This is a genomic window from Citrobacter sp. Cb004 (genome assembly GCF_030337065.1).
Lineage (GTDB): Bacteria > Pseudomonadota > Gammaproteobacteria > Enterobacterales > Enterobacteriaceae > Citrobacter > Citrobacter braakii.
Window position 1 is genome coordinate 470,024 of the sequence record NZ_JAOWCH010000070.1, and the last position, 15,979, is coordinate 486,002.

The following is a 15,979-nucleotide window of genomic DNA, read 5'->3' on the forward strand; positions in this document are numbered from 1 at the left end:
TTCAGGAGAAAAAATTATGGCAAGTTACTTTATTGGTGTGGATGTCGGAACCGGAAGCGCCCGTGCCGGCGTGTTTGATCTCAACGGCAGAATGGTCGGCCAGGCCAGTCGGGCTATCGAGATTTACCGCCCGCAGGCCGATTTTGTTGAGCAGTCTTCCGATAACATCTGGCAGGCGGTGTGTAACGCGGTTCGCGATGCGATTAACCAGTCAGATATCAACCCAATCCAGGTGAAAGGTCTGGGCTTTGACGCTACCTGCTCACTGGTGGTGCTGGATAAAGAAGGTAAACCGCTGACCATCAGCCCGTCCGGGCGCAGCGAACAGAACATCATTGTGTGGATGGATCACCGCGCCATTACCCAGGCTGAACGCATTAACGCCCTGCATCATCGGGTGCTGGACTACGTTGGCGGCATTATCTCCCCGGAAATGCAAACGCCCAAGCTGCTGTGGCTGAAGCAGCATATGCCCAATACCTGGGCCAATGCGGGTTACTACTTTGACCTGCCCGATTTTCTGACCTGGCGCGCAACAGGCGATGACACACGATCATTGTGTTCGACAGTGTGTAAATGGACATATATGGGCCATGAAGACAAATGGGATGCCAGCTATTTCCGCCAGATTGGGCTGGAAGACCTGCTGGAACATGATGCTGCCAAAATTGGTCGCTACGTGAAAACCATGGGCGAACCGCTCGGTCACGGGCTGTCCGCGCGCGCCGCCAGCGAAATGGGACTGATTCCGGGGACCGCGGTCAGCGTCTCGATAATCGATGCCCACGCCGGTACACTCGGTACGCTCGGCGCAAGCGGTGTTTCCGGCGAGGTGGCGGATTTTGACCGTCGTGTCGCGCTAATTGGTGGCACCTCCACCGGACACATGGCAATTTCCAAAGAGCCGCGTTTTATCGGCGGCGTCTGGGGCCCTTACTACTCAGCCGTACTGCCGGAATACTGGCTCAATGAAGGCGGGCAGTCAGCAACCGGGGCGTTAATCGACCACGTTATTCAGTCGCACCCGTGTTACGAAACCCTGCTAACGCAGGCTAAGTCTCAGGGGCAAACCATTTATGAAGTGCTGAATGCGCTGCTGCGCAAAATGGCTGGTGAGCCGGAAGATATCGCCTTTTTGACCCGTGACATGCATATCCTGCCCTATTTCCACGGCAACCGCTCGCCGCGCGCTAACCCCACGCTCACGGGAGCAATAACCGGACTGAAGCTGTCCCGCACGCCGGAAGATATGGCGCTCCAGTACCTCGCAACCATCCAGGCCATTGCGCTGGGAACGCGCCATATCATTGAAACGATGAACCAAAGCGGCTACACCATCGATACAATCATGGCCAGCGGCGGCGGGACGAAAAACCCGATCTTCGTTCAGGAGCATGCCAACGCCACCGGTTGCGCCATGCTGCTGCCTGAAGAGAGCGAAGCCATGCTGCTGGGCGGCGCGATGATGGGGACTATCGCCGCAGGCGTGTTCGACACGTTCCCGGAAGCGATGTCGGCGATGAGCCGGATTGGTAAAACGGTCACCCCGCAGACCAATCGCATTAAGCAGTACTACGATCGCAAATATCGGGTATTCCACGAGATGTATCAGGATCATATGAAATACCGCCAACTGATGCAGGAGGACGCATGAGTAACTCCTGGTCTCAGGCCATCGGCGTATTTCAGCTCTATAGCGATGCCCTCGCAGGTCTGGGACAGCATCTGACTGAACCGGTCTGGCAGTCGCTAATGGCGGAGCTGCGCGGTTGCCAGGGGAAAATCGTCGTCACTGGCGTCGGTACATCCGGTATTGCGGCGCGTAAAGTCGCGCACATGCTCGCCTGCGTGGAACGTCCGGCGATTTACCTCAACGCGACGGATGCGGCGCATGGCGATCTCGGTTTTTTACGCGCCGACGACCTGGTCATTATGCTATCACGCGGGGGAAATTCGGATGAACTCACTCGGCTGCTGCCCGGACTAGCTGCGAGAAATGTGCCCATCCTGAGCGTGACTGAAAACGCCGACTCAGCCATTGCTAAAGCGTCAAGGCTGGTGATTTCCACCGGCGTCCAGCGTGAGGCCGACCCGCTGAACATGTTGGCCACCACCTCAATTTTACTGGTCCTGGCTATCTTTGACGCCGCCTGCGCCTGTCTGATGAGCGAAAGCGGTTACTCAAAAGAGACGCTATTGTCTGTACATCCTGGCGGTGATGTGGGATTAACGCTGAGCCGCGAGCAGTAACACCAGACCGCGCATTTCCACTCGTCTTCTCAACCCGTCACCCTCAGGCGGGTTTTTTTATGTCTCAATAGAAGATAAAACAGTGAAAAAGCCAGTTAACGCGCTGCGTTCCACTCCTGCTATCTGTTCCGCACGTTAAAAATTCTGTGACGCTCTCCAGCATTCCTGGTGGAAAGCATTCCATTCTCCAAATCTATGAGCAAACTTTAGCTATTCTTATCAAACATACTTACGGGAGATCCTGCAGATGATGTCAACGCTTGCTCCACCATCTGTACTTTCCGCTCCCCAGCGCCGTTGCCAAGTGCTGCTGACGCTTTTCCTGCCAGGGCAAATCGCTACAGCTCAAACCTTCAGTAGCCTCAATGGCGTTGATGATGCCACTGTTGAGGAAGATATTATTGGCGCAGGACTCGAAATCCAGCGCTATCACCGGCTCGCGATTACCACCGCGCTGAATGGCGGCTATACGATCGAAGGGACCCCGCTAAATCAGCGCCTGTGTCTGTTGCAGTGGCTGCGCCGCGGTCTGCGGATCTGCCCGACTTTTATCGCCCAGCATTTCACACCCGCATTAAAAATGGCGCTGAAACAACAAGGTATCGCGCGTACGCTGTATGACGACACCAATCTGCATGCGCTCATTAATCTGTGCTCCCGGCGCTTGCAGAAGCCGTTTGAGTACCGTGACATCCAGTTCCTGCGCCTGTATTTACAGTATTGTCTGCTACAGCATCACGCGGGAGTCACCCCGGAATTTAATCCGCTCCAGCAACGCTGGGCGCAATCCTGCGCAGAGTATCCGCTCGCTGAGGAAATTGGCCGCCACTGGCAGCGCCACGTCATGCAGAGTGCGCCGCCGGGCGAATCGCTGTTTATGGCGTTGCTGTTCTCAATGCTCCGTATCCCCGACCCAGTGCGCGATAACCACCAGCAGGATCGTCGCCTGCGCCTTGCTATTGCACGGCTGGTGCTGCGTTTTCGCGAGTATGGCAATGTGCGCTTCAGCGATGAGCAAGGACTGAACGATCAGCTGTATATTCACCTTGCCCAGGCGCTTAACCGCAGCGTGTTTGCCATTGGCATAGATAACACGCTGCCGGAGGAGTTCAGCCGACTTTATCCCCGTCTGGTTCGTACTACCCGCGAGGCGATACATGGCTTCGAAGCGGAGTACGATGTGCAGTTTTCAGAAGAAGAGATCGGGCTGGTCGCCGTTATTTTCGGTGCCTGGCTGATGCAGGAGAAGGATTTGCACGAGAAGCAGATTATCCTGCTGACCGGCAACAATGAACAACTTGAAACGCATATTGAGCAACAGCTGCGCGAACTGACGCTGCTGCCGCTCAACGTAAAACATATGCCGATGCAGGACTTTCAAAAACAGGGTTCGCCGCGCGGAGTCACGTTGATTATTACGCCGTATACCACGCCACTGCCGCTGTTTTCTCCGCCGTTGATTCATGCGGATCTGGCACTTACGCCGCATCAGCAGCAGCAGATCCGCAAAATCCTCGAATCATAACGTTGCAGGCTGCGCCACCACCTTCGGGCGCAGAAAGATTGCCGGTAGCGCCACCAGCGCCATCACCCAGAATACGCCGTTGCCCAGATTCTGGTACAGGTAGCCTGCGAATACGGTCATGATGGCGATGCTGCCGCCCATCGCCACCGCAGAATACACCGCCTGCAAACGTATCACTTCGCTGCCCTGGCGCGTCGCGATATAGCGCATTGCCGCCAGGTGGCAGACGGTAAAGGTTCCGCAATGGAGGATTTGCACCACAATCAGCCACGGTAGCTCAGTGCTCCAGCCCATCAAACCCCAACGTGCCACGCCGCAAACAGCGGAAAGCAGCAGCAAATCGCGCGCGCTAAAGCGGCGGAATAGCTTGTGACTGAGCGCAAAAATAATCACTTCCGCCACCACGCCTAATGACCACAAATAGCCCACCGCCGAAGCGGAATATCCGGCAGACTGCCAGTAGATGGCGCTGAACCCGTAATAAGCGGCATGCGCACCTTGCAACAGACTCACGCAGGCCAGAAAACGCCAGCTTTGGGTTATCAACGCACGCCAGGCGGGCCATCCCGCGCTCTCCTGCTGACGGTTTTCCCCTGCTGGCTGCACGCTCGGGCGGATCATCATCCCCAATAGCATCGACGCGACGCCAAGCGACAGCAGGACCAGGATCACCCGATAGTCAAACAGGCTCACCAGCTTACCGGTCAGCGCGGAGCCAATCACAAAGGCAACGGATCCCCACAGCCTTACCCGACCGTAGTCCATGGTTATCTGTTTTTGCCAGGTGTTGGCCAGCGCGTCGGTCAACGGCACCAGCGGCGAGAAAAACAGGTTAAAGCCGACCATCACCACCATCAGCCACGCCACGTTGGTGCCTGCCCAGAAGGCCAGCGCAAACACCAGCGTCAACAGGGCCAGAATACGTAAAGCGGAGATCAGACGAGAGGGATCGCTTACGCGCGGCGCAATCAGCAAACTGCCGAGAAAACGGGCAATCAGCCCCGCGCCCAGCAGTAAACCGATGGTTTCCGGCGTCAGCCCCAGCCCTTCGAGCCAGACGCTCCAGAAAGGCAGAAAAATACCGTAGCTAAAGAAGTAGGTGAAATAACCGAGCGCCAGCCAGCGCGTGGAATGCAAAGCCATGAATCCCTCCCGTTTGGAGGCGATAGTCTGGCGACAAACGCAGGCTGGCGCAAGAGAGCATTAACAGGCAGATAACATGATTTTTGCCCTATTCGACGCAAATCTGCATCGCAAAATGGCAGCGTTCTCCCTGCGCTAAAACCTGCAATCCCGGCTGCCCCTGCATGTGGTGGGCATTCACCGGATGCGTTTGCGGCTCCAGGCACAGGAACTCCTCACCCGACATTCTGAACAGCATCAACCATGGAGTTTGCGCTAAAATCGTGACTTTCATCACATCTCGCTGAATAACGGCCCGCCCGCTCCAGCCAGAATATCCAACGTTCAGCCAGCTATCCTCGCCGTATTGCGCGTACATGAAATCCGCCGCAGGAGGGATTTCACGTTGCCATTCCAGCGGCAGATGCTGTTCCCCCTCCGGCCAGTAGCCGCCGGTGGTGAATTGCGCCGTGCTGTGCTTATCAAAAGCGAAAAACGGATGGAACCCACAGCCATAAATCATCGGCTGTTCACCGCAATGGGTGAGCGTCAACGAGACGTGCAGGCTTGAGGTTTCCAGTTGATAGCAAAGTTGCGCCGTATAGTCATAGCCACAGGGATGCCAACTGCGCAACTGCAGCAAACAACCGCTTTGGGTCACGGTGATAACCTGCCAGCGTTGCAGCCAGCCGTCACCGTGCAGGAAAAAGGTGTCATCTGCGCCATGTTGAGGTAACACCACCTCTTCACCGCGCAGCATAAAACGATTTCCCGCCACCCGATTCGCGACCGGCAGCATCGGGAACAGGCCGCAATCACCGGGCTGCTGACCATGACCTTCGCGTAAAATTGCCTGTTGATGTTGTAACGAAACCAGACTTAATAGCGAACCGCCCTGCGGATCTACGCACATCCGCAGATGTGCGTTTTGTAGCATCAGCAGACCATCCATTAGCGAGCGCTTCGTTGTTGGGCTGATGCGCCAACTTTCGTATGCTGCGCCGCCAGCTGCTCTTCCAGCGCTTCCAGCGTCACGCCTTTGGTTTCCGGAACATTACGCAGAACATACATGAATCCCATCGCGCAAATCACACCGTACAACAGGAAGCTTCCCGACGCGCCCAGACTCGCATTGAGCAGCGGGAAAGTATAGGTCAGCAGGAAGCAGGCAATCCACAGAGCTAGCGTACCGAGCGACATCGCCAGCCCGCGGACGCGGTTAGGGAAAATTTCAGACAGCAGCACCCAGGTCACCGGGGCCAGCGTCAGGGCATAAATAGCGATCGCCGCCAGCACCAAAACCAGAACCGGCCAGCCCATAATGCCCAACCCGTACGCCCCGGCAATCAGCATATAGATAACCGTTAATCCTGACGCCCCGAACAACATCAGTTTACGGCGACCAATTTTGTCTACTAACGGCAGAGCGGCAAGGGTAAAGACCAGATTGATGATCCCTGTCGCCACGATCGATTTTAACGTACCGTTGATGTCGAATCCGGCAGAGGCGAAGATCTCCTGCGCATAGTTGAAAATAACGTTGATCCCACACCACTGCTGGAACACTGCCAGCACCATTCCAATAATCACGATCGGTTTGATCTGCGGTTGTAACAGCGTTGACCACGCGACCTTGTGATTATCTTTTTGCAACGTATGTTCAATCTCTTTCAGCGTTTGACCAGCATATTCCGCGGAACCAATGCGCTGCAGCATGGTACGCGCACGATCGGCTTTGCCTGCTTTCACCAGCCAGCGCGGCGATTCAGGTACAAAGAACATCAGCACCAGGAAAATTATCGCGGGCACTAATTCAGCGCCAAACATCCAACGCCAGCCCGTCTGACCGTTCCAGCTTTCCACAATCGCCTGCTGCGTAGCGCCTGAGGCTACTGGTTCGGCAATCATCAGGTTGATAAGCTGCGCCGCCAGTACGCCAATCACGATAGTGAGCTGGTTAACGGCAACAAAGCGCCCACGCTTTTCAGCCGGGCTAACCTCGGCGATATACAACGGGCTTAGCGCAGACGCCAGACCAATCCCCACGCCTCCAACGATGCGATAAACAATAAACATGTCGAAATTACTGGCGACGGCAGTTCCCCAGGCGGAAGCGCTAAAGAGGATCGCCGAGAGAATCAGCGGCATCTTTCGGCCAAACTTATCGGCGCACCATCCGGAAATCAGCGCGCCAAAGATACAACCGACCAAAGCCGAACTCATCGCCCAGCCGGATTGCGCCGGATCGGTAATCGAGAAATAGGCTTCATAGAAGGGTTTTGCCCCACCGATCACCACCCAGTCATAGCCAAACAGTAAACCACCGCAGGCCGCAACCAGGCAGATAGTCCAGACGTAACCAATCTTTAAATGTGTCTGCGCGTTATTCATTATGATTCCTCTTTCAGGGAAACGCAGGGGACAGTAGGTTTCGGGTGAGGTTGCCCCCACCCATTTCGGGTGTTACTGGAAAAGCCTTACGTTAATGGCGTGACGTAGCAGTAATGCCTTGTCATGCGCCGGATTGAGTTGCAGGAGTGCGTCAAGATCGCGCTGGCAAGCAGCACTATTTCCCAACCCCAGATGCCCGAGCACACTGATAAACAGGCAGTGTTGCTGGTGTTTTGCTTGTGCTGAGGTATCCAGCACCACCAGATCGGGTAGCGATACGGCAAAGAAATCGACATCCGGGACATTGTCGCGATGCGATTCAACCCATTGCAGGAAGCTATTAAACAGAGCGTTCGCCTGAGCATCATCGCCAAGTTTTCTCTGCGCCATACCCTGCCAGAAGAGATAATCCACAGGCTGGTCGTTGTAGTAACGGCCAGCATCCAGTGTGCTACCGCCGCGTGTCGCACGGGAGAAGTAACGCTGGGATTCATCAAAACACCCCTGCTGCTGCGCGCAATGTCCCAGTAAATACCAGATATCGTTATCCGTTTGTCCGGGTAAACGCCCCTCCCCGAGGTTTTGCGGGTAGTGCAACGCCTGTTGCAACTGCGCGATGGCGGTTTGCGGGTCGCCGGACTGAATGGCAGCCAGCGCACGATGCATCTGATTCAGCAGATATTGCCCTGTGGCTTTGCCTTCACCACCTTCCCACGGATGGAACACGCGCTCACGTAATACTGCTGCGGCATCGTCGTAACGCCCTAATCCATTCCACAGACTGAGCAGTTCCACCGTCAGATCATCACGATGGAAGACAATCTCTTTGCTGGCTTCCAGTCGCTGCAGGCGCAGCTCAGCCGGTTGCGCCATCAGCTTCTTGAGATAGTCGAGTTCAAACAGGAAACGGGCATTTTGCGGCTCCAGTGCCACGGCCTGCGACAGATACTGCATCGCCTGCTGCGCATCATGCAGTTTGTTCCAGGCATAGATCCCCAGTAAGCGGTGTACAGGAGCGAAATCCGCTTCCTGCGCAAGGGTAAACTGCCAGCAGGATACCGCTTCGGCATAACGCCGTTTGCTGTACCAGAAACAGCCAAGTAAATAGCGGGCAAAAGCGCTCTGTTCGAGGGTTTGCAGCATCTGCACTTCATCCAGCGTATTGGGGAAACGAACGCGGTTTTGCAGGCATTCGCGGGCACGTTCGATGAAGGGTTGTGGGTTGTCACTTAGCGAGGCGCGCCACAGCATAGGCAGCGTTTCCTGGCTGTCGAGCAGTTCCAGCACACCACGGGCAGCATCCTTTTGCCCCAAAGAGATCAGCCAGCCTGCCAGTTCACACGCGTTGGTACCGCGCCGCCCGGTAATCGAGATCAGCGCTTGCGCCGTCGCCTCGTCCTGACAGATGGCCCAGCGCGCATAGTGCAGGGTGTAGCTCAGAGGATAATCAACCAGCTGTTGGCGAATGTAGTCCAGGGCTTGCGGAATGCGATCAAGTTTTGCCAGCGCCAGCGCTTTCAGTCCCATCGCCAGGTTATTACTGCCGTTAAAGCGCAGGCTCTGCTCGACCTTTTCCAACGCGCCAACGTAGTCCTGACGCTTCATCGCCAGACGCGCTAACGACCAGAAAGCCGCATCCCGACAGTTGCCGCTCCAACTGGCCTTATAATAATTATCCCAAGCGCTGTCATTGTCGCTCTGACGTTCCTGTGCGGCGGCCAGCAGCATGCTCGCCTCGCCATCACGCGGATTTTTATTGAGCTTATGCGCCCGTTCCAGCGCCTTACCCGCACAATGCGCCGCCAGCGCCCAGTCCGCGCGGTTTAGCGCCAGCGTCCCCAGGGCCACATTATTGCGGTAATCCAGCGGATCAACATCCAGCGCGCGGCGATAATAATCTTCAGCATAGCGGCTGGCATGGTTGTACTGCTCCAGATGCTGACCAATAAAATAGAGTTCATCGGTATTAGAGAGTGCTTCTGGCTGTGCTGGCGCGACGGCCGCCGAAGGCAGCGGTAACTCTTGCGCAATGTGCTCTTCGTACTGCAAAAGCGTAGTGCCATCGGCGTTAGTGACGGTCATTGTCACCCGGGTATGGCCATTGTCTGACACATCAGTCAGCCAGCTCTGTCCCGGCTCCAGAGTGAGTGTATTTTCATAGAATGGCTGCCCGTGTGCGGCAAGCGTAACCTGAACATCGCGTAACGGCGCAATCGCATAAATGCCCACAGAAAGCTGGCGACTCTCACGCACCAGACGAAGCGCCAACTGCGTGCTGGCGTTTTGCACCATACCCAGTTCGCTGTAAGGCAGGAAGTTTTGCACGAAGACTTTCTCTTCGTACGGCGCAAGCCAGGTGAAATCCGGCTGGTTATCGGTAAAGACCCCGGTCATAAGTTCGATATACGGACCGTTGTCATCAGTGAGATTACGATCCCAGGCAACGCCAAAGTCGCCATAACCCCAAGTCCATTGTTTTTTCCCTGGCGAAACGTGGTGATCGGCCACATGCAGCAACCCACCGCGCTCGCCGTGATGCCAGGCACCAACAAAATCATAATCAGATTTTTCAGCCATATAGGAGGTTGGCACTGGTACGTTTTTGTAGCGCGAGATATCCACGCCAGCCGAATAGTCCACTTTGTAGTATGTGCCGGTGGCGATGGGAAACGCAGAGACATCGCGCTTACCGTGGTCGAATACCGCCGTCACATCCGGTGGAAACACGCTTTGGTGATCGTCGCCGCCCTTCACCGCCGGATTCGCCCACCATAAGAAGTGGCGCGGGGTAGCGTTACCGTTAAAAACCTTCCCGGTTATCTCGATCAACGCGCGATCCGGATACAGCGTGAATCCGGTCATGACCTGTAAACCACGCATGGGCTCTACCTCGCCCATCCAGACGGTGTATTCGCCCTGCTCACCCTGCTGTTGCGTAAAATCCACCGGCATAAAGGTGGTCGGGCGATGATGTTGCGGCCAGTTAAACTCAATGCCGCCAGAGATCCACGGCCCAAGCAGACCGACCAGCGCAGGTTTTACCACTTCGTTGTAGTAGACGAAGTCGCGCTGCTGCACTTTGTCATACGCTCGATGAATGCGTCCGCCTAACTCCGGCAGCAGCATGATGCGAATGAAGTCATTCTCCATCCATACCGCCTGATAGTCGCGCATTTCACGTTTGCCGGTCAGCGTATCAATCACGCCATAGGGATAAACCGCTCCTGAAGACCCCTGATAAACTCGCTTTTCCAGAAACATTGGGTTGGCGTCTTCTTCACCCGCTGTCCACGTGGGGAGGGTGATCGTTTCCTGCCAAACTTTTACTGAACCGTACATGCCGCGCTCCACTTAATAAACAAAAGTAAAAATTCAACTTGATGCTATTCTGCGGCAGTTAAGTGGCGTTAAAATGCGCAATGCTCACGCAATATAGTTAAGGGAGTTAAGTGAATGCAGCGTTCGGGGTTCAACAACGCCAGGGTACGTCAGGCGAATAAACAGATTTTTTTGTCACATCTGTGGCGAGAAAAGCAGCTCAGCAAGTCACAGCTGGCGCAGCTCACCAGCCTGTCGATCCCGGCGGTTAGCAATATCCTCGAAGAACTGATGGATGAAGGAAGAATCAGCCATTCACGAGAAACTTTAAGCCAGCGCGGTTTGAGCAGTGGCAGCTATCATTTGCCAGAAAAAGGTGCCTGGACGCTGTGTATCAACGTCACCCCCACCAGCATCACCAGTCAACTGGCGGATGCTCGGCTGGTTGCCGTCGGCGACTGGCAGCATGAAGTCATCAACCCCGAATCGCCAAAAGCGCTGCTGACAGCATTGGCGGCGCACTGGCGGGAATATCGTCGACAATTTCCCGAGGTCACGATTAATCTGGCGCTTGGCGTTCACGGTCAGGTTGATCCGATAACCGGCGCATCAAAAACCATGCCTCAGGCGCCGTGGAAAACACCGGTGGAAATAAAATATCTGCTGGAGGAGATGCTCGGCGTACAGGTCCGGCTGGATAATGACTGCGTGATGCTGGCGCTGGCGGAAAAATGGCAAAACCCGGCGGCTAACGGTGATTTTTGCGTGATTAACGTTGATTACGGTATTGGCTCATCGTTTGTGATTAACGATAACATCTGGCGCGGGAGTCTGTATGGCAGCGGTCAGATTGGACATACCATCATTCATCCCGATGGGATCGCCTGTGACTGTGGCCGTTATGGCTGTCTGGAAACAGTGGCGTCATTGAGCGCGTTGAAAAAGCAGGCCCGCGTGTGGATGAAATCGCAGCCGACATCCCTTTACGACCCGGAAACGCTCACCACCGACCAGCTTATTACTGCCTGGCAACACGGAGATGTTCGCATTCAGGCCTGGGCCGAACATGCCGCCAGCGCCATCGGCCTGAGTCTTTATAATTTTTTGAATATACTGAACATTAATCAAATATGGTTGTATGGTCGTAGCTGTGCATTTGGCGATAGCTGGCTCAATACGCTGGTACAGCAAACCGGGTTTAATCCGTTCGATCACGGCGATAACCCGCGTGCCAGAGCAACTCAGATAAGCTTCGGTCAGCTTAATCGCCCTCAGCAACTCATGGGAATTGGCTATCTTTATGTCGAATCACAGCTTAGCGAGCTGTAGTCATTACTCCGCCAGGCTCACGGCTAAACGTTCATGCACAGTGGCGATAAAATCGGTCAATGCCGGTTTGATTGGCCCTTTTTTCCACGCCATCAGCAGGGCAATGGTCGGAACATCGCCAACAATAGGCCGAAAAACCACCTGCCCGGTATTAAAATTATTCATATAACCGGGTATCAAAGTCACCCCCAGCCCCATGCCGACCAGATTCATGGTCACCAGAATATTGGTCGCTACCTGCACAATGTTGGGCTGGCTTTTCTGCTGCTGAAACCAGTTTTTGACAATCATCGCTAGCGCCCCGGAATAAGCGGGATCGGTACTGACAAAATTTACGCCGTGTAACTGTTCTGCGGAGATCGCTGGCTCATTGGCTAACGGATGATTCACCGGTAACACCACGACCAGCGGCTCATGAATCAGCTCCAGATAATCCAGCTCCGGGCTGTACACCGGGTGACGCATTAAGCCCACATCCAGTTCTCCGTTGAGGATCCTTTCTTCCTGTTCGGTGGTTATCAGGCTTACCAGCTCAATGTGCGTATCCGGTTGTTTTAAACGAAATAAGGGCAGCACTTTCGGGAGCAAATTCACCTCAGCGGAAGGGACAAAACCAATAGAGAAATGATTATCTTCCTGCCCCGTTTTACGGGCGCGAACTTTGGCATTTTCCGCCTGCTCAAGGATCGACAGCGCGTCCTGTAAAAAGCACTCCCCGGCCGCCGTCAGCGCAACTTTTCGCTTGTCCCGCACCAGTAACGGAACGCCCACGCAGGTTTCCAGATCGCGGATCTGGCTGCTTAACGACGGCTGAGAGGTATGCAGCTTTTCTGCCGCCCGGGTGAAATTCAGCGCCTGCGCCACCGCCACAAAATAGCGTAAGTGCCTCAGTTCCATGCCCTTCTCCTTGTTATCGAAAAAATGTCTCAACTGGTAGAAATTTACTATTTCACAAATTGATAACTAACCAGCAACATCCTTATGGCACAAAAATAGAAGGTCAATACATCTTATCTTTCAGGATTAAAAAATATGACCACACCCTCAAATTTAGACATCTACCAACTGATCGACACGCAAAACGGTCGTGTAACCCCACGGATTTATACTGACCCAGAAATTTACCAACTAGAGCTGGAGCGCATCTTCGGGCGCTGCTGGCTATTTCTCGCCCACGAAAGCCAAATCCCCAAAGCCGGTGATTTTTTTAACACCTACATGGGCGAGGATGCGGTCGTGGTGGTTCGCCAGAAGGACGGCAGCATCAAAGCGTTTCTCAACCAGTGCCGCCACCGGGCGATGCGCGTCAGCTACGCCGACTGCGGGAACACTCGCGCCTTTACCTGCCCGTATCACGGCTGGTCGTACGGTATCAATGGCGAGCTGATCGACGTCCCGCTGGAGCCTCGCGCTTACCCGCAAGGGCTATGCAAATCGCACTGGGGACTGAACGAAGTTCCTGGCGTAGAGAGCTATAAAGGGCTGATTTTCGGCAACTGGGACACCACCGCGCCCACGCTACGCGATTATCTCGGCGACATTGCGTGGTATCTCGACGGCGTGCTTGACCGCCGCGAAGGCGGCACAGAAATCGTCGGCGGCGTACAGAAGTGGACCATCGACTGTAACTGGAAATTCCCCGCCGAACAGTTTGCCAGCGATCAGTATCACGCATTGTTCAGTCATGCCTCCGCTGTGCAGGTGTTGGGGGCAAAAGACGACGGTAGCGATAAACGCCTCGGTGACGGACAAACCGCTCGCCCGGTGTGGGAAACCGCCAAAGATGCACTACAGTTCGGCCAGGACGGGCACGGCAGCGGCTTCTTCTTTACCGAAAAGCCGGATGCCAACGTGTGGGTCGACGGCGAAGTCTCCAGCTACTACCGCGACACCTACGCGGAAGCTGAACAGCGTCTGGGTAAGGTTCGTGCCCTGCGTCTGGCCGGTCACAACAACATTTTTCCAACGCTTTCCTGGCTCAATGGTACCGCTACGTTGCGCGTCTGGCATCCGCGCGGTCCTGATCAGGTTGAAGTGTGGGCGTTCTGTATTACCGATAAAGCCGCCTCTGATGAAGTGAAATCCGCATTTGAAAACAGCGCTACGCGCGCTTTTGGCCCCGCCGGATTCCTTGAACAGGACGACTCGGAAAACTGGTGTGAAATTCAAAAACTTCTGAAGGGCCATCGGGCGCGTAATAGCAAACTGTGCCTGGAAATGGGGTTAGGTCAGGAGAAACGCCGTGAAGACGGCATTCCGGGGATCACCAACTACATATTCTCAGAAACCGCCGCCCGCGGCATGTATCAGCGCTGGGCTGATTTACTCAGCAGCGAAAGCTGGCAGGAAGTGCAGGAAAAAACCGCCGCTTACCAGCAGGAGGTGATGAAATGAGTGCTTTAGTTTCCCTGGAACTGCATCACCGCATTACGCAGTTTCTCTACCATGAAGCCAGCCTGCTGGATGACTGGCAGTTTCGCGACTGGCTGGCACAGCTGGATGACGACATTCGCTATACCATGCGCACAACGGTCAATGCCCAGACGCGCGACCGTCGCAAAGGCGTGCAGCCGCCAACCACCTGGATTTTTAACGACAACAAAGATCAGCTTGAACGCCGTATTGCGCGACTGGAAACCGGAATGGCCTGGGCAGAGGAGCCGCCGTCGCGTACCCGACACCTGATCAGCAACTGCCAGGTCAGTGAAACCAAAGTGCCGGATGTGTTCGCCGTGCGCCTTAACTATCTGCTGTATCGCGCGCAAAAAGAGCGCGATGAAACCTTTTACGTCGGCATGCGCATGGACAAAGTGCGCCGTTTACCGGGCGATGAGTGGCGCTTACTGGAGCGTGAGATCGTGCTGGATCAAGCGGTGATCACCTCCCATAACCTGAGTGTATTGTTCTGATGAGTCGTATTTATGCCTGCCCCGTAGGGGATTTGCCGGAGGGTGAAGCGCTCCGGCTCGACACCTCGCCCGTCATCGCGCTGTTCAACGTTGGCGGCGAGTTTTATGCCATTAACGATCGCTGTAGCCACGGTAATGCCTCGATGTCGGAAGGTTATCTGGAAGACGACGCGACGGTGGAATGCCCGCTGCATGCCGCCAGTTTCTGCCTGAAAACCGGTAAGGCGTTGTGTTTACCTGCCACCGATCCGCTGACCACCTACGCGGTGTACGTGGAAGGTAGCGATGTGTTCGTTGATATTCCAGAGGACGCGAGATGAGCGATTTACGCGATAACGTGGTCTTTATCACCGGCGGCGGCTCCGGTCTTGGCCTGGCGCTGGTCGAGCGTTTCATTGAGGAAGGCGCGCGGGTCGCCACGCTGGAACTTTCGCCAGCCAAAGTCGCCAGCCTGCGCCAACGTTTTGGCGAACATGTGCTGGCAGTAGAAGGCAACGTCACCTGCTACGCCGACTATCAGCGCGCGGTGGATCAAATTCTGGCGCGCTACGGCACGCTGGACTGTTTGATCGGCAACGCCGGGATATGGGATCACAACGCCTCGCTGGTCAATACGCCAGCAGACGCGCTGGAGAGCGGCTTTCATGAGCTGTTTAACGTCAACGTGCTGGGCTATCTGCTGGGCGCAAAAGCCTGCGCCCCTGCGCTTATCGCCAGCGAAGGCAACATCATCTTTACCCTTTCCAACGCGGCGTGGTATCCCGGCGGCGGCGGTCCGTTGTATACCGCCTCTAAACATGCCGCCACCGGGTTGATTCGCCAGTTAGCCTACGAGCTGGCGCCAAAGGTGCGCGTCAACGGCGTCGGTCCGTGCGGTATGGCGACCGATCTGCGCGGCCCACAGGCGCTGGGCCAGGGCGATACGTCGATTATGCAGTCGCTGACGCCGGAAAAAATCGCCGCCATTTTGCCGTTGCAGTTTTTTCCTGAGCCAGCGGATTTTACCGGCCCGTATGTGATGCTGGCGTCAAAGCGCAACAATCGCACATTGAGTGGCGTGATGATCAATGCCGATGCCGGTTTGGGTATTCGCGGTATTCGTCACGTTGCCGCCGGACTGGATCTCTGAGGAGGC

13 protein-coding genes are annotated in these 15,979 nt (G+C 55.3%); 8 read left to right on the forward strand and 5 right to left on the reverse strand.

From position 1 onward, the window contains the following. Positions 1 to 16 precede the first annotated feature (16 nt). The 3 genes from OGV65_RS23660 (at position 17) to csiE (ending at position 3,775) form a co-directional block, all read left to right on the forward strand. Positions 17 to 1,654 carry an FGGY-family carbohydrate kinase gene (locus OGV65_RS23660; protein ID WP_003847100.1) on the forward strand — a complete coding sequence of 546 codons (1,638 nt, stop codon included), beginning with the start codon at positions 17 to 19 and terminating at the stop codon, positions 1,652 to 1,654. Next, positions 1,651 to 2,250 carry a KpsF/GutQ family sugar-phosphate isomerase gene (locus tag OGV65_RS23665; protein WP_047416447.1) on the forward strand — a complete coding sequence of 200 codons (600 nt, stop codon included), beginning with the start codon at positions 1,651 to 1,653 and terminating at the stop codon, positions 2,248 to 2,250. Before OGV65_RS23660 ends, OGV65_RS23665 begins: the two co-directional genes overlap by 4 nt. Before the next feature lie 247 nt (positions 2,251 to 2,497). Then, positions 2,498 to 3,775, forward strand: a complete 1,278-nt coding sequence (gene csiE, locus OGV65_RS23670) for a stationary phase inducible protein CsiE (RefSeq protein WP_080860033.1) — start codon at positions 2,498 to 2,500, stop codon at positions 3,773 to 3,775. Here the strand turns inward: csiE and OGV65_RS23675 are convergent. The 4 genes from OGV65_RS23675 to OGV65_RS23690 form a co-directional block, all read right to left on the reverse strand. Next, positions 3,770 to 4,918, reverse strand: a complete 1,149-nt coding sequence (locus tag OGV65_RS23675; protein WP_019077391.1) for a 3-phenylpropionate MFS transporter — start codon at positions 4,916 to 4,918, stop codon at positions 3,770 to 3,772. The two genes, csiE and OGV65_RS23675, sit on opposite strands and share 6 nt — an antisense overlap. A gap of 88 nt (positions 4,919 to 5,006) precedes the next feature. Continuing rightward, positions 5,007 to 5,849 (reverse strand): aldose 1-epimerase, encoded by an 843-nt coding sequence (locus OGV65_RS23680; protein WP_046275224.1) that lies wholly within the window; start codon positions 5,847 to 5,849, stop codon positions 5,007 to 5,009. Further along, complete coding sequence (locus OGV65_RS23685; RefSeq protein WP_046275225.1) at positions 5,849 to 7,288, reverse strand: sugar porter family MFS transporter; 1,440 nt, start codon at positions 7,286 to 7,288, stop codon at positions 5,849 to 5,851. The genes OGV65_RS23680 and OGV65_RS23685 overlap by 1 nt, the downstream gene beginning before the upstream one ends. 72 nt (positions 7,289 to 7,360) lie before the next feature. Then, positions 7,361 to 10,627, reverse strand: a complete 3,267-nt coding sequence (locus OGV65_RS23690) for a DUF5107 domain-containing protein (protein ID WP_286455505.1) — start codon at positions 10,625 to 10,627, stop codon at positions 7,361 to 7,363. 114 nt (positions 10,628 to 10,741) lie between these two features. Between OGV65_RS23690 and OGV65_RS23695 the strand changes: the two genes are divergently transcribed. Then, complete coding sequence (locus OGV65_RS23695) at positions 10,742 to 11,935, forward strand: ROK family transcriptional regulator (RefSeq protein WP_046275227.1); 1,194 nt, start codon at positions 10,742 to 10,744, stop codon at positions 11,933 to 11,935. Positions 11,936 to 11,938: 3 nt separating this feature from the next. Here OGV65_RS23695 and hcaR read toward each other — a convergent pair whose 3' ends face one another. Continuing rightward, a complete protein-coding gene (gene hcaR / locus OGV65_RS23700) occupies positions 11,939 to 12,832 on the reverse strand; it encodes a DNA-binding transcriptional regulator HcaR (RefSeq protein ID WP_049282296.1) in 894 nt (297 codons plus the stop codon). 135 nt (positions 12,833 to 12,967) lie between these two features. Here hcaR and hcaE point away from each other — a divergent pair, with 135 nt between their 5' ends. Genes hcaE through hcaB form a run of 4 tightly spaced genes read left to right on the forward strand, consistent with a single transcriptional unit; the run spans position 12,968 to position 15,973 of the window. Further along, complete coding sequence (gene hcaE / locus OGV65_RS23705) at positions 12,968 to 14,329, forward strand: 3-phenylpropionate/cinnamic acid dioxygenase subunit alpha (RefSeq protein WP_137379384.1); 1,362 nt, start codon at positions 12,968 to 12,970, stop codon at positions 14,327 to 14,329. Further along, the gene (gene hcaF, locus OGV65_RS23710) at positions 14,326 to 14,844 is read left to right on the forward strand and encodes a 3-phenylpropionate/cinnamic acid dioxygenase subunit beta (protein ID WP_200080357.1); all 519 of its coding nucleotides are present in this window, start codon (positions 14,326 to 14,328) and stop codon (positions 14,842 to 14,844) included. The genes hcaE and hcaF overlap by 4 nt, the downstream gene beginning before the upstream one ends. Next, positions 14,844 to 15,164 carry a 3-phenylpropionate/cinnamic acid dioxygenase ferredoxin subunit gene (gene hcaC, locus OGV65_RS23715; protein WP_016154025.1) on the forward strand — a complete coding sequence of 107 codons (321 nt, stop codon included), beginning with the start codon at positions 14,844 to 14,846 and terminating at the stop codon, positions 15,162 to 15,164. The genes hcaF and hcaC overlap by 1 nt, the downstream gene beginning before the upstream one ends. After that, complete coding sequence (gene hcaB, locus OGV65_RS23720; protein ID WP_019077395.1) at positions 15,161 to 15,973, forward strand: 3-phenylpropionate-dihydrodiol/cinnamic acid-dihydrodiol dehydrogenase; 813 nt, start codon at positions 15,161 to 15,163, stop codon at positions 15,971 to 15,973. The genes hcaC and hcaB overlap by 4 nt, the downstream gene beginning before the upstream one ends. Positions 15,974 to 15,979 lie beyond the last annotated feature (6 nt).